This is a genomic window from Bradyrhizobium sp. Ken51, from assembly GCF_055807435.1.
Genome location: NZ_JBVVPB010000003.1, coordinates 1 through 20717, shown reverse-complemented (window position 1 = coordinate 20717; position 20717 = coordinate 1). Strand labels below are relative to the sequence as shown.

Below are 20717 nucleotides of genomic sequence, written 5' to 3'. Positions count from 1 at the left end.
TCCGCATTCATTGGACCGACCTAGAAGTGCGGAGGGGGCGTACGACAAGGAAGAACTATGAAGAAAGTCGCCTATGGATTTGCGGCCGCTGCTCTGCTTGCGGGCACTCAGTTCTTGGTTCCTGCCAATGCGATGATGGCGCCACCGGTCGGCGCCGCGGCAACATCCGAGACGATGCAGGCTGGCTATCACTATCATCATCATCGGAGGGTCTGCACGGTGCGGACCATAGTCAAGCGCGGCTATCATGGTCGGCGTATCGTCAAGCACGTGCGTGTCTGCCGATAAGCGCTTGGAGGGTCGTCGATCGAGGCGGCCCTCACCTTCCATAAGAGCAATCTTTGCGCAGTGAGATGGGTGCGCCGCACTTTACATCGGAAGCTGACGCTCAAGAGTCCGGGAAAATCGACGTGCCGCGATCTCCAGCGCCGCGACACAAAGAGCCGTGAACAACATACCGAGGACCAGGAGCACAATGACTGTATTCATGATCGAGCGAGTTCCTGCAAAGGATCGGGACGATGAATCCGACTTCGTCATTCCTCGATGTCGGTTGCCACACGCCTATTGCCGTCAAGCAATCGCGTATGCCGAGAACAGAAGGCAAGTGAGATAGATGCAAGCGAGGCAAATGCCCGCGGTTCTCGCCGTGCGGGCATCTAGCCGTGAGCTCGTCCGAGTGGCGAGCCCGGGTAGTTTCTCATACTGTGCAAAGAGCTGGCGACCGGCACGTCCTCGAAAAAGTACATTTCTCATGTGTGCCTCCACACAAACCTGATCCGATCCAACAAGGTGCGGAGTGCAGAAGCCGGAAAGAACGGTGTTCCGGCCGGCGATCCGCATTGGTTCTCTCGTCCGCTTCACGGAAGATAGTGGACGGCGTCCCATCGGGCAGTCAGGAGATGAGCGGGGCTTGTCGGGATAATCCTGACCTCGGCATGCCGGGCGCAGGGCCGTTTGGCCCACCTACTGCCCGCTCAAGCTTGATCGGCACTCTTTCCCGAATGGCCCAACCAGCCAAGGGCCACGCCGTAGCGCACTATGTCGGCACGCGTGAACAGTCCGAGCTTTTCGACCGCCCTGGCCTTGTAAGTCTCGACAGTCTTGATGCTGATGCTTAGCTGATTGGCAATTTCCTTGTTGCTGAAGCCTTGTGCGATGAATCTGAGAACCTCACTCTCGCGCGGTGTCAGCTCGCCGGCTGTGGAAGCGCCGGAAGACGAGTGGGCGCCCTGCGCGGATGGTAGTGCTTTCTCCGCTATTGCTGGATCCAGATACAAACCACCTCCAGCGATCGCGCGAACTGCGCGCTCGAGCTCGTCGGCCGCAGAGCGCTTCAGCAGATAGCCGCGAGCTCCCGCTTGCAGCATCGGCTGAACGTAGGCGTGATCCTCGTGCACGGTCAGCGCCAGAAGACGAACTTGAGGAAGCTGCGTCGCTAGGGTGCGAGCAACTTCGAGGCCACTGATACCGGGAAGTGAAATGTCCAGGATGGCAATGTCCGGTGTGGCCTGGCGAATGATGTCTAGGGCGGCCTGTCCATCCGTTGCTTCCCCGACGATCTCAATGTCATGCACGTCCTGAAGCAACGCCTTCATTCCGGCCAGAACAAGCGGATGATCGTCAGTCAACGTGATCCGGATCGGGCACATAGCCCATCTCCTCTATTGGCACCGGTATTCTCATGAAAAGAGAGGTGCCGTGGCCGGGTTCAGATTCAATCGCCAAAGATCCACCGAGCAGCGTGAGGCGCTCCTCGATGACGGACAGGCCCAATTTTGCGTGGCGGCTCTCACCCTGCGAGAATTCCTGAAAGTCGAAGCCGTTCCCGTCGTCTTCGACGACGATCCTAAGCTCAGTTGTGCGTCGGTCGATGACCACGCTGACGTTTCGAGCTTGCGCGTGTTTGACCACGTTGTTCACGGCCTCCTGGACGGCGCGGTAAACCGCGATTTCGACGTCCTGGCCGAGACGATCTCTTCTGCCCAGAGGCTGAAAATCAACGCTGATCCCGAACCGGCGCCGGATCTCCGCGCAGAATGCCTCCAGCGCCTTGTAAAGTCCCAGGTCATCAAGGGCGGTCGGGCGCAGGTCAGAGGCGATTTGATGGATATCGCGCCCAATCCCTCTCGCGAGTCCTTGCAGCCAATTGAGCCTCTCCAATCCGAGCTTGCGTTTGGGGCTCGTGCCCAGAAGCGGCTCCAGGTTCTTCAGACCGAGAAGTAGACCTGTGACCGTCTGGCCGATCTGATCGTGAAGCTCTCTTGCGATTCTACGGCGTTCATTTTCTTCCGCTTCGGAAAGACGTCGAAGCAGTTGCTGTCGCTCCAGCTCAGCTCGCTTGGTCTCGTCGATATCCAGAATGACGCCATATACGACGTCCAAGTTCTTATCATCGATGCGAGAAAGCCGTCCGCTGGCCCGCAGCCATCGGCTGTGAGGGGGAGCGGTCCGGAAATCAGCAATCGCCACGTTTCCCGAACGGCAACTCAGCAATGAAGCCTCAAAGTTCCGCTGGTCGGCGGGATCAATACAGCTCAGTATCCGATCTATCGGAAGGACCGTATCTCCTTCGGAGCGCGAACCGTCAATCCGGAGCATCTCCCGGGCGCGGGGCGACACGATCGCTTCTCTGCTCGCAAAATCACAGCTGAACACGCCGAGATCTGCGGCATCGATCGTCAGCCTCCGTCGCTCTTCACTTGCGCTGAGTGCCAATGCTGCCTGCGCCTCTTGCTCGCGCCGGCGAAGCGAAATGTCGCGTATGGTGTACCAGGCCAAAGTCAGAGCCAAGATGAAGCTCAATACCCCACCCCCGGCAAGGAAAATGGCTGAGCGCTGGACGGGACCATTCAGTTCCTGCGTCGGTATTCCGAAATGGACCGACCATCCGCTGGTTCCGGGGATGACTTTGTAGATCGAGTCGACTTGTTCGCCGGCAGGCGTGGTTTTGACGTAGCTTCCTTCTGGCGCTGAGGCTATCGCCTGGCGGACCGTAGCGCTGGCAGATTGTCCGAGTTCGGATTGTTCACCGAAGGTGCGGGCGACGATGTTCCCCTTGGCATCGACCACGAAACCCACCCAGCCGGCTGGGGCTCCTGCGCTCTTCAAAATCTGGCTTATTGCATCGGGCACCAAGGCCACCGTGAGTACAAACTTCAATTGCCCATCGCGCTCAACGGGGGCCCTGACGGCCACCACGCGTTTGCCGGTGATGGGACCACGTGGCCCAATTCCGCCGATTGCCGGCTTTCTCGTTTTCAGGATCTGTTCGAAATTTTCTCGGTCGGCGGTGGCGCGCATCCCATCTCCGAGTGGACGGCTGACATCAAGCACCTGATTCCCATCAGGATCGACGAGCTGAATCGTCTGCCAAAGAGGACGTGCTTCGTTGACACGCGTCGCTTCGCGATAGAACGCGTCAAGGTCCGGCTTGTCGAGTGTTGCGGAGGCCGCGACGGTCTCGGCGATCTCGAGCTGGAGACTGATCTCGGAGGCAAGCCGGTTGACGACGCTATCAAGCGTCTCCACGGCGGCAGCCTGAGAGCCCCTGCGCTGCTGCTGCGCGTTCAGGAAAACGACCCAACCCGCAAAAAGCGCAAGAGGCATCGCTGCCGCGATGAAGACGAGGATCAAGGGGCGGCGGGCTGCGCGCCGGGAGATTGAGGTGGGCGCCTCCATGCGGGTGGGTATCAAATGAGACAGCAAATCGCCCACGTGCTGGCACTTCCTCGATGTTTCTTGTTCTTGTCAGGTTTTTCCCGACACTTCTATCGGTCACCCTGACTCCCAGGATCGCTCGATCCATCCCATCGTACAGGCAATCATTGTAGCGGTCTAGAATTGGGCTTGACATGGAACATTCTTCGTCGCCGCTGCGGTTGATCGAAAACGAATTCAACCCGAAGCGGCTTGGTTTGGACGAGCCCTTCTGCGGTACCAGCCGCAACGAACTCGTCTCCCGACTGTCGGCCTCATCGCAGTACCGTTTGCTCGAAAGCTGCGAGACGGTGTCTCTGAATAAAGGACAAATTCTATACGATCGCGGCACTCCTCTTCGCCATGCCTACTTCATCGAGTCCGGCGGGTGTTCTGTCACGACCCGCGCCGGCGACTGCCTGCCGGTCGAGATCCATACGCTCGGGATGAAGGATTTTGTCGGCGTGCCGTTGGTCCTGGGCATGCACGTTTCGCCGCACCGCTGCAGCGTGAGAGTGCCGGGCCAAGCCCTTCGGATCCAGTCCGATCAGCTGATTTCTTTGATCAAGAGGGACGTCGAGCTTGAAAAGATGCTTTTAGGCTATGTCCAGGCGATCCTGATTCACAGTTCGCAGCTATCAGCCTGCAATTCCAGGCACACGCTGCATCAGCGCCTCGCGCGGTGGCTCCTGGTTGCCAGCGACAGGCTCGGGTCTCGCGAGGTACCTTTCACGCATAGTTACATAGCCAATGCTCTCGCGGTCCGGCGCGCCGGCGTTACGGTCGCTCTCGGGAGTATGATGCGCGACGGAGTGATTGGATGTCGCAGGGCGGGGATCGTCGTCATGGACGAGGCTAGGCTGAAAGCGATGTCTTGCGATTGTCAGGGGACCATCCTGTCGGCGCACAACCGTCCTTGTGCGGTGCCGCCCCTCCGCATTGCATATTCGTGAACGCGATTCCCTACTGCCGTTAAGTCGACTGTACGGCAGCCAATAGAGTCCAGATATTCTTGAAGCGATAGAGGCGGAGATGTCATCGCAAGAAAGCCGGATCCGAACCGATACCGAAGTTCTGGTAGGAGCCTTGGAGGAGGCCCAAAGGCTTCTTGCCGTTTACGAGAACCCTTCCTGCAATCGCACGAGGGACGACATTATCGCTATGGTCGAGTTCATCATATGTAACCCTACCGTGACCCGTGCAATGCTTCGCCAAAAGATGCGCAGCCGCCTTAAGCTGGTCGGATAAGTCTCGTGCGGCAGCGTACCTTCGCATGCAGGCAAAACGAAACTTGCGAGCATGCGATGAGTTGACGATGATCCAACACAACTAGGAGCAATCGTCATGAAGACATCAATTTGCATTCTTGCCTCCGCGATGCTGCTGGCTACGCCTGCCATGGCGCAGTCGCCCCAGAACAGCGCGACGACCGCGGCGCCCAACATGCAGCCGACTGCCTCGACGGCCTCCATGCACAAGGAGGGCGAATGGCGTGCATCGAAACTCGTTGGCGTGAACGTCTATAATAATAGCAACGAGAAGATCGGCGACATCAATGATCTGATCCTGGATTCCAGCGGGCGGGTTGCCAACGTGGTGATCGGGGTGGGAGGATTCCTTGGAATGGGCGAGCACAACGTCGCCGTAACGTTCGATCAGCTCAAATTCGCCAAAGAACCGGTGAAGACGGCGTCCAGCGATGGCGCTGGAAAGACCGGCAATGCCGGTTCGACGAGCACGACGGGAAGCGCATCAACGTCGGCCCACCGAAGCGACAATTGGTATCCGGACCACGTGGTGCTGAACGCCAACAAGGATCAGCTGAAGAAGATGCCTGAATTCAAGTACTGAGCCGATTTCGGTCGGCATTTCCAGCATGCTTATCGGCGGTGTCATCTGAGATGGCGCCGCCTTTTCCAGTTGTCTTTGATCCGGTCGCTAGATTTGTCGTAGCAGGAAAAGCAGTCTTGAATTTCCGCATTGAATCGATCAGCTTGCGTGCCGCTGGCTGAGGTCGACGATGTCTGATGAAGCACTGCCGGAAGAAGTAGAGGAGCTTGTCCGACGCTACATTTGCTCTGTGGCGCAGCTCGAAGCCCTTTTGTTCTTCCACAAGCGGCCCGGCGAGCGCTTCGACGTGGAATCGCTCGCTGCACGCCTTTACGCGGGCAAGATCGAGATGGCCGATGCTCTAGCGTCCCTGAGGAAGGATGGCTTCCTCGACGGCGAGGCGGGGATCTATGCCTTTGCGCCGCGCCCCGAAATGCGGGCAGTGGTGGATAGCTTAGCCTTAGCATATTCGCGGCATCTGATCCCGATCACACATATCATCCACAATAGGCCGCGCCGCATCCAGGCATTTTCAGATGCCTTCAGGATTCGAAAGGATTAGTCATGGCTGCGGTGATTTACACACTTTGCGCGATCACGAGCGGCTTTTGTGCATGGCTGCTCGTTCGGGCATATATCGGTAACAGGTCGAAGTTGCTCCTATGGAGCGCCGTCTGCTTCGCGGGTCTGATTTTCGAAAATGCTGCTCTGTGGATCGATAAGATCGTATTTCCTCAAGTTGATCTTTCCGCCGTGCGTCTGTCGATCGGCCTGTTCGCCATGACGGTCCTACTTATCGGCATGATCTGGGAGGCCGACTGATGGACCATTTGAATCCCGTTCTTTCAGGTGCGACGGCATTCGCATCGCTCCTGGCGAGCATATATTTCCTGAAGTTTTGGCGTAAGACGGGCGACACCTTTTTCCTGCTCTTTGCGGCTGCGTTTGTGATCGACGCCGTTGCGAGATTTGTCCTGGCTGTGGTGCAAGTGACGAATGCGAGCGAGCCGGTGTACTTCATCCCGCGCCTGATCACATTCGGTCTGATTGCGCTTTCGATCGTCGGGAAGAATGCGCTGCCGAAGAAGCGCAAGTGAAACGAATTCAAGAGGCGCTGACTTGCAAGATTGCTCGGGGTGCAACCGTACAACCGGCTTCGCTTTGAACGACGGGCAGGGGAATCGACCACCGACCTTGCCCGGGACTGATGGACAGGTCATGCCGTCAGGAGAGGCGGACCCCAGCCGAGGAACGCTGGGATCCCAGCTTCCGCCGCGCGCCAATTCACCCGGACGTTGGCGGGCTGCTGTGTGGGACAGGAGTGATCTTCGGCAGAGCGCACACAGCTTGCTACGCGACGAAACAGGGTACAGTTCTGTACAATAAGCAGCCGATCTGCCCCGCTGCCGCTTGCTCGCGGGCGACCTCCGAAGGATATTGCGCAGGGGGCTTTCATGATCAGCAAATCGAATCAAACGGCACTCAATGTGTTTCCGCAAGCGTACTGCCTGTCTTGCGAGGAAAAGACGCCGCATCGTCATGAACGGCTGGCAATCCACGGTACGCAAATGGCACGTGCGACTTGTCTCACCTGCAACAACGAGCGTACGGGCTTTGAGCAGGGGAAGCGGCTCGCCAATCCGAGCTAACAGCAGCCGTCCTTTGGTCTGGTATATGTTCGCTCACTACCGCTTAGCGCAATCGGCAGTGCCCAATGGGCCGCGAGAGCTGCGCCTGCTAGACGGCTCGAGCAAATGCTTGCGGACAGTCGGGGTAGCTCCGGAGTGACCCCGATATCGTACAAGGAGTTCTTCCGCTATGGCATTTTCGGCCTGGCGGTAGCCGCAGTCGTGGCTTTCGGTATCTCGCCATTTACCGGAGGAATCGTACAGCAATGGTCGCGAAGCGATGTTGAAGCCAGATCCAAGCTGGTCTTCAACGCCATCCAGCCGTTGCTTAGTCGCGATGTGGAAGACCAGGCGTGGGACCGGCTCTCGGACCTTTTCAAGAGAGTGGCGCTCGACAAGAAGATTCTCGCGGTTGGATTTTGTGATCCGGAAGGCTCGTTGCTCGCGCCAACACCGGAGATGCCGGCGAGCTTCTCCTGCGAAAAGTCGGCTAAATCCGAGAACGAGAGTTTCGCAAGCATCGCCAGCGGCGGGCGACGAATTCTTGTAGCTGCGTTTCCGATCTCGAGTAGCCGAGGTCGTTCCTACCTCGTCATTCTAACCGACCTCAGCTTCGCGGCGGCCAGGTCCAGCCAGGTGCTGGCGTATCTGCTTGCCGCGCTTGCCGGCGTCGTTCTGGTCCTGACCGTTGGTACGATCATTTTCGCCGTCCTCATGATGCGCGGCTGGATGAAGGCATTGCGACGCGCGGTCGAGGAGGTCCGTCGAGGTGCTCAGGGAGTGCACCATCAACTCGGTGGCTCGTCTATTGATCGAGAAATTCACAAGCTGTTGCGTAGCGCCGAACAAGTTACGTTTACAAGCCAGATCGAGTGGACGCCGAAATCGCTTCAAGAGGTGCTGCAAAGCGTCCTGCCGGGGGCCGAAGTTCTCGTCCTTTCCAATCGGGAGCCCTACATTCACAACACTTCGGAAGCGGGGACTGTGGTGCAGCGGCCGGCGAGTGGATTGGTCTCGGCCCTGGAGCCGATCATGCGTGCCTGCGGTGGCACTTGGATCGCACACGGCAGCGGCAGCGCCGATCGGGAGACTGTCGACGACCGCGATAGGCTCCGCGTCCCCGAGGCGGCCCCGGCCTACACGCTTCGGCGCATCTGGATCTCTGAGAAAGAACAGGACGGATATTACTACGGTTTTGCCAACGAAGGGCTGTGGCCATTGTGCCATATCGCTTTCGTGCGCCCTACGTTCAGGTCCAGCGACTGGCAAATGTATCGGCAGATCAACCAGCGCTTTGCTGATGCTGTCGTTGCCGAGGCGCGCGCCGAGGACCCTATCGTGCTGGTCCAGGACTATCATTTCGCGCTTGCTCCAAGAATGATCCGTGAGCGCCTGCCCAGGGCGACGATCATAACCTTCTGGCACATTCCGTGGCCAAATGCGGAAACCTTCAGCATCTGCCCATGGAAGGCGGAGATTATCGAAGGATTGCTCGGCAGCACCATTGTTGGATTTCATACCCAATTTCACTGTAACAACTTCATCGAGGGTGTGGATCGCTTCTTGGAGAGCAGGATCGATCGCGAGGTGCAGGCGGTCAGCCTTGGAGGGCATGAGACCAGAATACGTGCCTATCCAATCTCGATCGAATGGCCGCCACGGGAACTGGAAAAGCTACCACCTCCCACGGAATGCCGATCCAGTATCATCTCGCAGTTTGGGTTAGCGGAAGGAACGAGACTGATTGTCGGTGTCGAACGCTTCGACTACACCAAAGGAATCCTTGATCGTATGCAGGCGGTCGACGCGCTCTTGTTGCGCAATCCGGCCTGGAGGGACAGGGTTGCGTTCATCCAGGTCGCAGCACCTACGCGCAGCAAACTCAGCGCGTACTCGAGGCTCCAGGCTGAAGCGGAGGCGCTCACTGCCGAAATAAACGAGCGGCACCGCGGTCGCCAACCCTTGATGCATTTGGTCGCGCGGCACTACGAGCCGTCAGACGTGTTCCGGCTGTTCAGAGGGGCCGATGCCTGCGTCGTCAGCAGCCTGCACGACGGAATGAACCTCGTCGCGAAGGAGTTCGTTAGTTCGCGAGAAGACAACGCTGGCGTCCTTATCTTGTCGAGCTTCACCGGGGCGTCACGAGAATTATCCGAGGCTCTCATCGTCAATCCCTATGACACCGACGAAATGGCATCGGCTATCGAGCTTGCACTTACAATGCCAATCGAGGAGCAGGCCGAGCGCATGAAGCTCATGCGACAGCAGGTAAAGGAGCACAACGTCTATCGCTGGGCAGGCACGATGCTGGTGGACGCAGCGAGAAGTCGCACTCGCGAGCGGGTTCTTGGCCTAGCCACCAATGCCGGTCATGGCGTGAAGCAGATCTGAGGGCCTCTTTAAAAGCGGTCTTCAAGAAAATCGGTACCAAAGCGTACGTTTGGCTCTTTCCAAAACGACAGCTCGGTCGCACTCTCGTGCTTGCGACGTTTTGCTCCGTGATGTGGAGGAAGCGAATATGAACATGCTGATCGGAGCTGCGATGCTTGCGGTAGCAGGCATCCTGATCTTCATTGGGCTTCCCGATCGGACCGGCGAGCAACCGAAGTTCCTGCGCTTTGAAGCAGCGCTGGTTCTGTATCCTCCAATAATCTTGTCGTTCATTGGCCTCGGCGCTGCGGCCCTGATTTCAGGCCTGCTCACCAGATAGTCGCCTTTCGAGACATAGAGACGACCGTACAAACCCGCCCAAAATGCAATCGGTCACGGAGTGGGTTGGAAGCCATCGTCCAGGAGGCGAATGCGTACCCTATGTCGGCACTCCCAGGCAGCAGTTAAGCCGAGTAGAGTTGGCTCCAGGGCTTAGGCGTCGGAATTCGGCCCGCCAGAGTGCCGAAACGACTTCAGCAGGCGATTCAGTGCCGGGCTCGCGGCACGGCGGAGCTCCTGAAGATTTCTCTGCGATAGTGCCCGCAGTTTCTGTTCACCTCGCCCGGTCAGTATGAGGTGCACACGTCTGGCATCCTGCGGGTCGGCAACCCGGCTTACTAGCCCAAGCTTGGCCAAACGATTGATCAATTCAACCGCCGAGTGAGGCCGGATCAGCAGAAAGCGCGCAACATCACCGACTGTCGCAGGACCCGGGCGCACGAAGCCCTTGATCCCAAGCAGCGCCTGATGCTGTGTCGGCGTCAATCCCTGCTTTGCTGCGGCTGCCTCGCTGAAGGCCAGAAAGCTCCGGATCTCGTACCGGAACTGCGCAAGCGCAGCATAGTCGGAGTCACGCATCGGCTGGGTGGCTGAGGACCGCCCGGACCTGGCCGCAGTCGCCCGTTGCGTCCTCTTCACCTGAACCATGCCGTGCCGCCTCCGTGCTTCCCACCCGGCAACGCGGGCCGTTAGCCAAAAGTAGCAAGCAGGAGTGCCCGGACCAAGCAGCGGGAATTCCGGATGCACAGCTATTGCGCCCCTATTCGAAGCTCGACAGCAGGATCTTCACCAGGATGATTTGAAACGCGATCGGGATCCGGGCGCTCTTCCGCCTGATCGAGCGCTGCAGCGCACCGGCGATCTCGGCGCTGGTCAGGCTGCCTGCCGAGGCATTGGCGATCAGCTCGCTCCACATCTGCGACAGCGAACCGCCGGGCGGGATTACCGGCTTGACGGTTACGCCGCAGCCCTGCGCCCATTCCACGATCTCCCGCATCGTATGCGGCCCGCAATTGCGCGCCGTCGCGAGACGTTCGGCCGTCAGCGCCCGCAGCAACTCGCGCGACGGCGACCAATTCCCTTTCGGCGGCTGCTCGGCAGTGAGCTCGACTGCGAGCTCCTTCAGGACGTTCTGGGCACGCACGCTCAGCCGCTTCATCGGCCCGGGCACACGCTTCGCCTGAACAGAGCCGACTGCCGGTCCCCGCTCACCGGTCGTTCGATTGCGAGGCTCGGGCATGGGCGAGGCATCACGGGACTGTGGCGTCGCCCCCTGTCCGTTCACCTCTTCCACCGACCACGCCGCCTCCTGCCGCTCCGCACCTTGCGGCCATGACCGTCGCTTCCGGGTACCCGCCACTGTCGTTCGCCGCGCCATTTCTCTCGCCAAGCTCGCCAGCCTCGTACTCACAAAGGCTAATATATATCGTGATCCGATATGTTTTCACGTGATAATTTTTGTCGTTCGACCAAAGGCGAAATTGACAGAGGGGCTTTACAAGCAATGCTTAGCGCCAAGAGCTAAACGCGGATGTGACGTGCCCAGCGCAGCAGGGCTTTGCGGTCGACTGTCGCCGGACAGGTCGTGCTCGCGCCTGCAAAACAAGAACGAAATTCGGAGGAAACGACCATGATTGACGATCTAATTCGACGCGGCATCTCGCGCCGTGGTCTGCTCCAGACCACTGCCGGCCTCATCGGCGGCTCCATGCTGCCGGCGATGCCGGCCTTTGCCGACGACAAGCCGGCGATTGGCACTTATCCGGTTGGTGTGTCGGGTTCCACCGCCTTCATTGGCATCTCGGTGCCGCGCACCGGCACCTACGCGGTGCAGGGCGAGGACGAGCTCAAGGGTTACCAGCTCGCTATCGAGCACATCAATGAAGGCCACGAGCTGATTAAGAAGATCTCGCCCAAGACCAACAAGGGCGTGCTCGGCAAGGAGCTCAAGTTTGGCGTTGCGGATTCCGCGGCCAAGCCGAACGAGGCGGTGCAGGCGCAACAGCGCTTCATCAGCGAGAACAAGGCGATCATGATCACCGGCGGCACGTCGAGCGCCGTTGCGGTGGCGCTCAACAAGCTCGCCCAGCGCGAGCATGTGATCTTCGTGTGCGGCATTTCCGGCTCGAACGACACCACAGGCAAGGACTGCGTTCGCTACGGCTTCCGCCAGAACTTCTACGGGCAGACTGCGGCTGCAGCGATCGGCCCGGTGATGGTGCGGGAGTTCGGCAAGGGCAAGAAGGCCGCGTATCTCACGCCGGACTACACCTACGGCCACACCGTCACGAAGTCGATGCAGGACTTCCTTGCGACCGCTGGCTGGACCACCGTCACCAACCAGGTCGCCCCGCTCGGCGCGCCGGACTATTCCTCTTACTTGCTGAACGTCGCGAACTCTGGCGCCGACGTGCTCATCAACGTGAACTGGGGCCATGATGCGGTGCTGTCGACCCAGCAGGCAAAGCAGTTCGGCGTGCTCGACAAGATGAAGCTGGTCGTGCCGTATCAGGTGCCTTTCATCGCGCGCGAGACCGGCGGCCTGATGCAGGGCGTCTATGCCGCCACCGACTATTGGTGGACGATCGAGGACAAGTTCCCGCTGGCCAAGATGTTCAACGAAGCCTTCGAGAAGAAGTACGGTTACAAGCCCGAATGGGGCGCCGAGAACGCCTATGTCAGCTTCGCGCATTGGGCGCACATGTGCGAGCAGGCCGGCAGCTTCAGTCCGCCCGACGTGATCAAGGCCTACGAGAAGGGCGAAACGATCCCGTCGCTGGTCGGCGACGTGCATTACCGCCCCGAGGATCACCAGTGCGTTCGCCCGGTGATCATCGTCAAGGGCAAGCAGCAGAAGGACATGAAGAACAAGGAAGACTGGTACGACGTCGTCGAGATCGTCCCGGGCGAAGGCCTGATGCAGAAGCCCGACGCCTTCGGCTGCCATCTCGGCGACTACAGCTGAGATCTCGCAAACCCCTGTGACGCCGCGGACTGCACTCCGGTCCCGCGGCGTCACCGTTTTCTGACGCGCACCCTCTCGCGCCACAACAGCGATTGTCGCATGATAAGTTGGCCCAACCTCGTTTCACAGCTTTTCAACGGGCTCGCATTGGGAGCCTTGCTCGCGCTGATCAGCTCTGGCCTGACCATCATCTACGGCACGCTCGGCGTGCTGAACCTTGCGCACGGCGCGATGTTCATGATCGGCGGCTATGCCGGCTTCGTGGCCTACCAGTACACGGAATCGTTCATCCTCGCGGTGATCGCAGGCTCGCTCTTCGTCATGCTGCTCGGCGTTGTCATGGAACGCGTCATTATCCGCCACTTCTATGATCGCCCACACGAAGATCAACTGCTCGTGACCTTCGGGCTCGGCATCTGCTTCGTCGAGCTCGTGCGCCTGATCTTCTCGAGCCAGTCGCAGCTGGTGCCGCCGCCGGCTCTGTTTCGGGGCATCACCAATCTCGGCTTCATGTTCTATCCGACCTACCGCCTCGCCGTGGTCGGCATCGTCGCGATCGCCCTCGGCGCGCTGTTCATCATCCTTTACCGGACCCGGCTCGGCCTGATCGTGCGGGCCGGCATCGAGGATTCCGTGATGGTGGATTCGCTCGGCATCAATGTCTATCGCGTCTTCATGGTGGTGTTCGGCATCGGCGCGATGGCCGCCGGCTTTGCCGGCATCGTCAACGCGCCGGTGGTGTCGCTGACACCGGGCATCGGAGACGACATCCTGGTCCAGACCTTCGTGGTGGTGGTGATCGGCGGCGTCGGCTCGTTTCCAGGCGCGATCCTCGGCGGTCTGATCGCCGGCGAAATCATCAGCGTCACCTCCATGTTCAACCCCGGCTATGCCTATGTGATGCTGTTTGCGGTCATGACGCTCGTGCTCGTGGTGCGACCGCATGGCCTGCTCGGCGTCCAGGGCCGCGAGTAAGAGATCACCTGATGCTCAAGCAACGCCCGTTCCTGATCGAAGCCCTGACTGCGATCGGCTTGATCGCAGCCCCCTTCGTGCTGCCTCATCTCGGCTTCGCGCCGAACACCGTGAACAGGATCCTGGTCTGGGGCCTGTTCGGGCTCGGCTTTGACATCCTGTTCGGTTTCACCGGCCTGCTCTCGTTTGGTCAGTCCGCCTTCTACGGCACCGGCGGCTTCGTCGCGGCCTACCTGCTGACGCGCGCCGGGTTCGGCAACGTGCTGGGTGCGCTGATCATCGGCATGATCGCGGCCGCGGCGACCGGATACCTCGTCGGCCTGATTGCGCTGCGCCGCACCGGGATCTATTTCGCCATGATCACCGTGGCGATCGCGCAGGTCTTCTTCTTCGTCGAGTTCAATCCGCTGTCGGATTTCACCGGCGGCGAGAACGGTCTGCCCGGGGTGCCGACGCCGAGCTTCGATCTCGGCTTCACCACGCTCCACTTCACCAATGGCTGGTCGCTCTACCAGTTCATCGCGCTGTGCTACTTCATCGGCGTCATCATCGCGCTCAGGATCGTACGTTCGCCGGTCGGCGCTATTTTCAGCGCGATCCGGGACAATCCGCTGCGCGCCACCGCGGTAGGGCACAACATCCACGGCTACAAGCTGACGGCCTTCGTGATCGCGGCGGCTTACGCCGGTTTCGCCGGCGGCCTGCTCGGCGTGCTCCAGGCCTTCATGCCGCCTGATGCCTTCACCTTCGACACCTCGGGCCAGCTCGTGATGCAGACGGCCATCGGCGGCAGGGGCACGTTGTTCGGACCGCTGGTCGGCGCAACCGTTTGGCTCTTCCTTCAGGACTTCCTCCAGTCCGCGCTGGGCCTCGGCGCGACCTGGAAGCTGGTGCTGGGCGTCGTGTTCGTGCTGCTGGTCTGCTTCCTGCGCGGCGGCATCATCGGCGGTGTCGCCGATCTATATCGCCTTGTCTCCGACGGGCGGAAGCGGAGGGAAGCGGGAGTAGAGCAAGAGGCCGCTGATGGCGAGGCCGCGCAGCAACTCCCGCCCGCGCCGATGCAGGCGAAGGAGGTCGCGCATCCCGCCTATTCCGGACCGATCCTCAAAGCCACCGGCCTTACCAAGCGTTATGGCGGCCTCGTCGCCAACAGCGACATCGATTTCAGCGTCAATCAGGGCGAATTGCGCGGGATCATCGGCCCTAACGGCGCCGGCAAGTCGACCTTCTTCAAGATGCTGACCTGCGAGATCGCGCCGACCTCCGGCCAGATCGTGTTCGAGGGGCGCGACATCACCGGATTGAAGGTCACCGAGGTTTGCCAGCTCGGACTGACCAAAAGCTATCAGGTCAACCAGCTCTTCACCGGGCTGACGGTGCGGGAGAACCTGACGATCGCCGCACTCGCAGAGCTGCGCGGAAAATTCCGGCTCGACCTGCTCCGCACGCTCGCCGGCGTCAAGGGCCTGACGGAGCAGGTGGCGCACACGCTCGCTTTGGTGAACCTGACTCGTCGTGCCGACACGCCGGTATCCGAGCTTGCGTATGGCGAGAAGCGCAGGCTGGAAATCGGGCTTGCGCTCGCCACGTCGCCGCGCCTGCTGCTGCTTGACGAGCCGCTCGCCGGCATGAGCCCGCGAGAGCGTGTCGAGACCGTCAAGCTGCTCAAGTCGATCGCGCGCGGCCGTACCATGATCATCATCGACCACGACATGGATTCGCTGTTCGAGTTGGTCGAGCGCGTCACCGTGCTCCAGGAAGGCCGGGTGCTGGCCTCCGGCGCGCCTGAGGAAATCAAGGCCAACGCCGCTGTCCAGGAAGCCTATCTCGGCGGGGTGCACGGAGAGATCGCGGCATGAGCCTGATCGAGGTCAACGGCCTGAACAGCTATTACGGGGACTCTCACATCCTGTTCGACGTCGCCATGCACGTCGAGCGTCACGAGGTGGTGGCGCTGCTCGGCCGCAATGGCGCCGGCAAGAGCACGACGCTGAAGAGCCTGATGGGCGTCGTGACGCCGCGTAGCGGCAGCGTGAAGTTCGACGGCATCGATATCGCCGGCCGAAAGAGCCACAGAATAGCGCAGGCGGGCATGCAGCTCGTTCACGAGGAACGCCGCATCTTCGGCAGCCTGTCGGTGGAGGAGAATATCCTGCTCGCCGGCATCACCGCGCCGAAACGCTGGCCGCTCGACCGCATCTACGAGATGTTTCCGCGGCTAAAGGAGCGGCGTAGCAACCGCGGCACCGAGCTGTCCGGCGGCGAACAGCAGATGCTCGCTATCGCGCGCGCGCTGGTGCGCGATCCAAAGATCGTGCTGCTGGACGAGCCGTTCGAGGGGCTCGCGCCCGTCATCGTTCACGATCTCGTCAAGGCCTGCCGCGAACTCGCCGCCGCCGGCCAGACCATCGTGCTAGTCGAGCAGAATTTGACGGCGACGCTGGCGCTGGCGAGCCGGATCTATATCATCAACAACGGACACATCGTGCACGACGGGCCAGCTCGGGAGCTCAAGGCGCAACCGGAGCTGCTCCAGCGCTATCTCGGCGTCTAGTTGATTTCAACGAGCGCGACGTGACGACGCGAAGTCTTCCCGACCTCGCGCTGAAATCGAAAAAGAGGAACACGTCAAATGAAATACATTTCGGCAAGAACGGTTCAACTGTTGCTGGCAGCGTCAATGGCGGTAACGACTGCACAGGCGGCCGAAAACAAGGTCATGATCGGCGATATCGACGATATGTCCGGCCTTTATGCCGACGTGATCGGCCCCGGGGGCGTCGAGGCGGCAAAGATGGCCATCGAGGATTTTGGCGGCAGTGTGCTCGGTAACAAGATCGAGTTCTTGGTGTCCGATCACCAGAACAAGCCCGACGTTGGAGCGCAAAAGTTCCGGGAATGGGCCGATCGCGACGGCGTTACGATGATTCTCGGCGGATCGAACACGGGAGTCAGCCTGGCGATGAACAATGTCGCCAAGGAGAAGAAAATTCCGTTCATCGCTATCGGCGCAGCCGGCGCATCACTGACCGGTAAGGACTGCACACCCTATACGGTGCACTATGTCTACGACACGACGGCACTCGGCAATGGTACCGCCAAGACCATGGTGACGCAGGGCGGCAAAACCTGGTTCTTCCTCACAGCCGACTACGCCTTTGGCACCCAGTTGCAGGAGTCCGCCTCGAAGGTGGTCGAGGCCAATGGCGGCAAGGTGATCGGCGCCGTGCGCGTTCCGCTCTCCACGTCGGACTTCTCCAGCTATCTGCTCCAGGCGCAAAACGCGGGTGCGCAGGTGCTTGGACTCGCCAATGCCGGCAACGACTTCACTAACTCGATCAAGGCTGCCGACGAGTTCGGCATCGCTAGGACAATGAAGCCGGCCGCATTGCTCGCCTTCATCAGCGACATTCACAGCCTCGGTCTCAAGACCGCACAGGGTCTCTATCTCACCACTGGCTGGTATTGGGATCTCAACGAGAAGACCCGCGCCTTCGCCAAACGCTACTATGAGAAGACGAAGCGCGAGCCCACCATGAATCAGGCGGGCTACTATTCGGCGACTATGAGCTACCTCAACGCGGTCAAGGCTGCCGGCTCCACCAATTCAGAGAAGGTCATGGCGGAGCTCAAGAAGATGAAGATTGACGACATGTTCACCAGCAACGGCAAGATCCGTGCCGACGGCCTCATGGAGCATGAGATGTATATCATGCAGGTCAAGAAACCCGACGAGTCCAAACAACCTTGGGACTATTACAAACTGGTTCACACTATGTCGGGCGAAGAAGCATTCGGAAAGTTGTCCGACTCGGCGTGTCCGCTGGTTACACACTGATAGTCGTGTTCCGACCGCATCGTCGCCCAGAGGAGCGTACCGGCAGGGCGCTCCTGCTTGTAGTGCGGATTGAAAGCACCAAGCGACTTGCGGCGCCAGTGCCTGATCTAGAAATCGTTTCCCAGGGGCTGATCGAACGCATCCGCTGGCAGATCCTGTCCAAGGAACGGGCAGTACTCGAGTTAACGGTAACCCGCCCCGCTGCGCCCGAGCCGCTTCAGGCCTTTGCCAAGGAGGCTACGGCTCCGATACGCGGCGCGACCCAGGTTCCTCCGCTGCGGCAGTCGAGCCAAGCGGCGGCTCGAAAGCGTGCTGATTAAAGTAAAAGCGCCAGTTGGACCAGAAGAGACGGCAGTCTATCGCTCATTTGAAAACGCCGCTGTGAGGGTTTTCCTGACGGAGGCAGGGTGAGCCTGACTGCCAAATCAGCCACTTCCTGCTTAACTACTAGTGATTTGGCTTCGCGGTTTACAAGCTGCTGTTTTGGGGGCGGAGAATGGAACGTTTGGGGGACGCTCTGGCTCTCCATCGAATATCATCGCGACGGCTCCCGCACCGGTGTAGCAACGGAAGCGATCTGTCGCAGGAGTGGCAGAGCTCACCCGCCAATTCGTTGCTCACGAATTGTGAGAGGGTTGCGGCCGCCAAACGCCAGGTCTTGTGCAATTCCTGCAGCATGATGCGACGTGTACTTCATAGGTGCCAACGTAGCTCCATCACTGCGCGCTCGCTGGGCAGAATGGTTTGCCGGCGTGGCCTGTATTTCCGGAATGCGCGTCGCGCCGCTGGGCTTGTCTTAGATTCTGGGCAGCGCGTTGCTAATCGAAACGGCAGGGCCTGTTACCCTCAGATCCGATACCCTGACGTTGGAGATTCTTCAGGGATAGCGCAATCGGTGCTTCCTGACGCTCAGCCAGCCTGTCGTCCGTTGGTCTGAGTTCAAGCAACACGCTACGGTCTGAATGACTTACCCTTCATCTTTGGAGTGGCATCTCGCAAGCTTGGCGACTGAGTACACCATTGTGCCGATGATCTGGCGGATTTGAGTGAGGGTATTCCAAGTGCGAGAGAGGATGGAGTGCGATTGCCGATGAATTCAGTTCGATGGAGCAATCCTGTCATTGCCACCATGTAGTCGGGGCTGCGTACCAGCGCTATTTATCGGCGCGTATCGACTGCTTCCGTCGGAAGAGTCGACGTCATTAGGACGTATGTTCAGCGGGTTGAACCTGATTGCGCCAAGGTTGTGTGAATGGGGTGGAGAACTGATGAAATCGACTATTACGCGAGCGGCTCACGTCGGTTGTTTGCTTGCGGCAGCTGGCTCGCTACTTGGCGGATGCGACCAGCCAAAGGCCGCGTCTCTGCAACAACCGATCCCCGGTGAGGTTAGCACCCTTGTGGTGAAGCCTCAGGCTCGACCCATTGTCCGAGAGTTGCCCGGCCGAATTGCTCCCCACCGCGTGGCGGAGGTCCGCCCCCGCGTCTCCGGAATCGTGGTCGCGCGGTTGTTCCGCCAGGGCAGCGAAGTGAAGGCGGGCGATCCTCTGTACCGCATCGATCCGCGTCCCTTCGAGGTCGAGGTGATGGCCAACGAGGCTGCGCTCGCCAAGGCGGAGGCTGCATTGATGCAAGTCAGCCAGCAGGCGCGGAGGGTCGCTCTCCTTACAAGTGAGCGCGTGACATCGGAGGCTCAGAATGAGAAGGCGATTGCGTCGGAGCGCCAGGCAAAGGCGGAAGTCCAAAAGCGCGCAGCAGAACTGGAACGCGCTCGCCTCAATTTGGAATACGCTACCGTTCGTGCACCGATCGATGGTGTGGTTGGCGCAGCGTTAGTCACAGAAGGCGCGCTCGTCGTGCAGAACGAGACCAATCTCGCCACCGTCCAGCAGCTCGATGCCGTGTATGCCGACTTCACCCAGTCGGTGAACGAGCTCCATCAACTTCGCCGAGCTTTCGAGACTGGCGACCTCGAGCGTATCGCCTCCGGTGCCGCCAAAGTGCACCTGGTGCTTGACGACAACACATTCTACCCGCTTGAGGGCAAGCTGCTGTTCTCGGACGCCAAGGTTGACGCCCATACCGGGCAGGTAACGTTGCGGGGCGAGTTCCGCAATCCCAAACGCGAACTGCTGCCCGGCATGTATGTCCGCGTGCGCATGGACCAAGGCCTCGATAGCGACGCGATCGCGGTGCCGCAGCAGGCGATCCAGCGCAATGGCGGCGGCGGCAGCGAGGTGTTCGTCGTCAAGGACGACAACCACATCGCGGTGCAGCCGGTGCGCACCGGCTCGGTGCAGGACGGAATCTGGTTCGTCACCGAGGGCCTGAAGGCCGGCGACAAGGTCGTGGTCGAAGGGTTCCAGAAGTTCGCGCCTGGTGACGAAGTCAGGCCGCAGGACTGGACTACCGAACCTGGGGCCCCCGCCGACAGGCGGACCGCGGAGGCCGGCGGGTAACGCGCCATGGCGAGCTTCTTCATCGACAGGCCGATCTTCGCCTGGGTGGTCGCGCTGTTCATCTGTCTGGTCGGCGCAATTTCGATTCCGCTGTTGCCGATCGCGCAATATCCGATCATCGCGCCGCCCTCGATCTCGATCTCGACCAGCTATCCCGGCGCCTCGCCGGAAAACCTCTACAACAGCGTCACGCGGCTGATCGAGGAGGAGCTCAACGGCGCCTCCGGCATCCTCAATTTCGAATCCACCAGCGACTCGCTCGGCCAAGTCGAGATCATCGCCAATTTCGTGCCGGGCACCGATACCAGCGCCGCTTCGGTCGAGGTGCAGAACCGCATCAAGCGGGTCGAGGCGCGGCTGCCGCGCGCGGTGATCCAGCAGGGCATCCTGATCGAGGAAGCCTCCAGCGCAGTGCTCCAGATCATCACGCTGAACTCGACCGACGGCAGCCTCGACGAGGTTGGCCTCGGCGACTTCATGATACGCAACGTGCTCGGCGAGATCCGCCGCATCCCCGGCGTCGGCCGCGCCACGCTGTATTCGACGGAACGCAGCTTGCGCGTCTGGGTCGATCCGGCAAAGCTGGTCGGCTATGGCCTGACCGCCGACGACGT

20 protein-coding genes are annotated in these 20717 nt (G+C 60.1%); 16 read left to right on the top strand and 4 right to left on the bottom strand.

Annotated elements, in window-relative coordinates; translation table 11 throughout:
• Window positions 1-57: 57 nt before the first annotated feature.
• Window positions 58-288, top strand: a complete 231-nt coding sequence (locus AC0L27_RS07105) for a hypothetical protein (protein WP_473318266.1) — start codon at window positions 58-60, stop codon at window positions 286-288.
• 689 nt (window positions 289-977) lie between these two features.
• Here AC0L27_RS07105 and AC0L27_RS07100 read toward each other — a convergent pair.
• Together AC0L27_RS07100 and AC0L27_RS07095 are read right to left on the bottom strand one after the other, a co-directional pair.
• Window positions 978-1652, bottom strand: coding sequence for a response regulator (locus AC0L27_RS07100; protein ID WP_085396262.1), 675 nt, complete (start codon window positions 1650-1652; stop codon window positions 978-980).
• Entirely contained in the window at window positions 1624-3717 is a 2094-nt protein-coding gene (locus AC0L27_RS07095; RefSeq protein WP_085361821.1) for a sensor histidine kinase, read from the bottom strand. The genes AC0L27_RS07100 and AC0L27_RS07095 overlap by 29 nt, the downstream gene beginning before the upstream one ends.
• A 137-nt stretch (window positions 3718-3854) precedes the next feature.
• Between AC0L27_RS07095 and AC0L27_RS07090 the strand changes: the two genes are divergently transcribed.
• The 8 genes from AC0L27_RS07090 to AC0L27_RS07055 all read left to right on the top strand — a co-directional run bounded on the left by AC0L27_RS07090 (window position 3855) and on the right by AC0L27_RS07055 (window position 9867).
• Window positions 3855-4652: a Crp/Fnr family transcriptional regulator gene (locus AC0L27_RS07090; protein WP_473318263.1), complete on the top strand. Its 798-nt coding sequence runs from the start codon at window positions 3855-3857 to the stop codon at window positions 4650-4652.
• 424 nt (window positions 4653-5076) lie between these two features.
• Window positions 5077-5550, top strand: coding sequence for a PRC-barrel domain-containing protein (locus AC0L27_RS07085; RefSeq protein ID WP_473258538.1), 474 nt, complete (start codon window positions 5077-5079; stop codon window positions 5548-5550).
• A 169-nt stretch (window positions 5551-5719) separates the two neighbouring features.
• A complete protein-coding gene (locus AC0L27_RS07080) occupies window positions 5720-6091 on the top strand; it encodes a hypothetical protein (RefSeq protein ID WP_085361825.1) in 372 nt (123 codons plus the stop codon).
• Between the two features lie 2 nt (window positions 6092-6093).
• Entirely contained in the window at window positions 6094-6351 is a 258-nt protein-coding gene (locus AC0L27_RS07075; RefSeq protein ID WP_473318262.1) for a DUF5985 family protein, read from the top strand.
• Window positions 6351-6626, top strand: a complete 276-nt coding sequence (locus AC0L27_RS07070) for a DUF5985 family protein (RefSeq protein ID WP_007607495.1) — start codon at window positions 6351-6353, stop codon at window positions 6624-6626. The genes AC0L27_RS07075 and AC0L27_RS07070 overlap by 1 nt, the downstream gene beginning before the upstream one ends.
• Before the next feature lie 357 nt (window positions 6627-6983).
• Window positions 6984-7178: a hypothetical protein gene (locus tag AC0L27_RS07065; protein WP_473318261.1), complete on the top strand. Its 195-nt coding sequence runs from the start codon at window positions 6984-6986 to the stop codon at window positions 7176-7178.
• Between the two features lie 105 nt (window positions 7179-7283).
• Window positions 7284-9548, top strand: coding sequence for an alpha,alpha-trehalose-phosphate synthase (UDP-forming) (locus tag AC0L27_RS07060; RefSeq protein ID WP_473318259.1), 2265 nt, complete (start codon window positions 7284-7286; stop codon window positions 9546-9548).
• Window positions 9549-9675: 127 nt separating this feature from the next.
• A complete protein-coding gene (locus tag AC0L27_RS07055; RefSeq protein WP_473318258.1) occupies window positions 9676-9867 on the top strand; it encodes a hypothetical protein in 192 nt (63 codons plus the stop codon).
• A gap of 152 nt (window positions 9868-10019) precedes the next feature.
• Here the strand turns inward: AC0L27_RS07055 and AC0L27_RS07050 are convergent, their stop codons facing one another.
• Both AC0L27_RS07050 and AC0L27_RS07045 read right to left on the bottom strand, forming a co-directional pair.
• Window positions 10020-10514, bottom strand: a complete 495-nt coding sequence (locus AC0L27_RS07050) for a MarR family winged helix-turn-helix transcriptional regulator (RefSeq protein WP_473318257.1) — start codon at window positions 10512-10514, stop codon at window positions 10020-10022.
• 112 nt (window positions 10515-10626) lie between these two features.
• A complete protein-coding gene (locus AC0L27_RS07045) occupies window positions 10627-11037 on the bottom strand; it encodes a hypothetical protein (protein WP_473318255.1) in 411 nt (136 codons plus the stop codon).
• A gap of 459 nt (window positions 11038-11496) precedes the next feature.
• Here AC0L27_RS07045 and AC0L27_RS07040 point away from each other — a divergent pair, with 459 nt between their 5' ends.
• From AC0L27_RS07040 to AC0L27_RS07010, 7 genes are all read left to right on the top strand, one after another.
• Window positions 11497-12831, top strand: a complete 1335-nt coding sequence (locus AC0L27_RS07040) for a substrate-binding protein (protein ID WP_473318254.1) — start codon at window positions 11497-11499, stop codon at window positions 12829-12831.
• A gap of 99 nt (window positions 12832-12930) precedes the next feature.
• Window positions 12931-13806, top strand: coding sequence for a branched-chain amino acid ABC transporter permease (locus tag AC0L27_RS07035; RefSeq protein ID WP_473318253.1), 876 nt, complete (start codon window positions 12931-12933; stop codon window positions 13804-13806).
• Window positions 13807-13817: 11 nt separating this feature from the next.
• A complete protein-coding gene (locus AC0L27_RS07030) occupies window positions 13818-15665 on the top strand; it encodes a branched-chain amino acid ABC transporter ATP-binding protein/permease (protein WP_473318251.1) in 1848 nt (615 codons plus the stop codon).
• The gene (locus AC0L27_RS07025) at window positions 15662-16360 is read left to right on the top strand and encodes an ABC transporter ATP-binding protein (protein ID WP_473318250.1); all 699 of its coding nucleotides are present in this window, start codon (window positions 15662-15664) and stop codon (window positions 16358-16360) included. Before AC0L27_RS07030 ends, AC0L27_RS07025 begins: the two co-directional genes overlap by 4 nt.
• A gap of 78 nt (window positions 16361-16438) precedes the next feature.
• On the top strand, window positions 16439-17644 hold the full coding sequence (locus AC0L27_RS07020) for an ABC transporter substrate-binding protein (protein WP_473318248.1): 1206 nt from the start codon (window positions 16439-16441) through the stop codon (window positions 17642-17644).
• 1268 nt (window positions 17645-18912) lie between these two features.
• Window positions 18913-20103 (top strand): efflux RND transporter periplasmic adaptor subunit, encoded by a 1191-nt coding sequence (locus AC0L27_RS07015; protein ID WP_473318689.1) that lies wholly within the window; start codon window positions 18913-18915, stop codon window positions 20101-20103.
• Between the two features lie 6 nt (window positions 20104-20109).
• Window positions 20110-20717: efflux RND transporter permease subunit (locus AC0L27_RS07010; RefSeq protein WP_473318247.1), on the top strand; the 608-nt coding region annotated here is incomplete at its 3' end.

Coding starts and splice junctions, on each gene's coding strand:
- AC0L27_RS07105 (WP_473318266.1), top strand. CDS start 58: ATGAAGAAAGTCGCCTATGGATTTGCGGCCGCTGCTCTGCTTGCGGGC.
- AC0L27_RS07100 (WP_085396262.1), bottom strand. CDS start 1,652: ATGTGCCCGATCCGGATCACGTTGACTGACGATCATCCGCTTGTTCTG.
- AC0L27_RS07090 (WP_473318263.1), top strand. CDS start 3,855: ATGGAACATTCTTCGTCGCCGCTGCGGTTGATCGAAAACGAATTCAAC.
- AC0L27_RS07085 (WP_473258538.1), top strand. CDS start 5,077: ATGCTGCTGGCTACGCCTGCCATGGCGCAGTCGCCCCAGAACAGCGCG.
- AC0L27_RS07080 (WP_085361825.1), top strand. CDS start 5,720: ATGTCTGATGAAGCACTGCCGGAAGAAGTAGAGGAGCTTGTCCGACGC.
- AC0L27_RS07075 (WP_473318262.1), top strand. CDS start 6,094: ATGGCTGCGGTGATTTACACACTTTGCGCGATCACGAGCGGCTTTTGT.
- AC0L27_RS07070 (WP_007607495.1), top strand. CDS start 6,351: ATGGACCATTTGAATCCCGTTCTTTCAGGTGCGACGGCATTCGCATCG.
- AC0L27_RS07065 (WP_473318261.1), top strand. CDS start 6,984: ATGATCAGCAAATCGAATCAAACGGCACTCAATGTGTTTCCGCAAGCG.
- AC0L27_RS07060 (WP_473318259.1), top strand. CDS start 7,284: ATGCTTGCGGACAGTCGGGGTAGCTCCGGAGTGACCCCGATATCGTAC.
- AC0L27_RS07055 (WP_473318258.1), top strand. CDS start 9,676: ATGAACATGCTGATCGGAGCTGCGATGCTTGCGGTAGCAGGCATCCTG.
- AC0L27_RS07050 (WP_473318257.1), bottom strand. CDS start 10,514: ATGGTTCAGGTGAAGAGGACGCAACGGGCGACTGCGGCCAGGTCCGGG.
- AC0L27_RS07040 (WP_473318254.1), top strand. CDS start 11,497: ATGATTGACGATCTAATTCGACGCGGCATCTCGCGCCGTGGTCTGCTC.
- AC0L27_RS07035 (WP_473318253.1), top strand. CDS start 12,931: ATGATAAGTTGGCCCAACCTCGTTTCACAGCTTTTCAACGGGCTCGCA.
- AC0L27_RS07030 (WP_473318251.1), top strand. CDS start 13,818: ATGCTCAAGCAACGCCCGTTCCTGATCGAAGCCCTGACTGCGATCGGC.
- AC0L27_RS07025 (WP_473318250.1), top strand. CDS start 15,662: ATGAGCCTGATCGAGGTCAACGGCCTGAACAGCTATTACGGGGACTCT.
- AC0L27_RS07020 (WP_473318248.1), top strand. CDS start 16,439: ATGAAATACATTTCGGCAAGAACGGTTCAACTGTTGCTGGCAGCGTCA.
- AC0L27_RS07015 (WP_473318689.1), top strand. CDS start 18,913: ATGAAATCGACTATTACGCGAGCGGCTCACGTCGGTTGTTTGCTTGCG.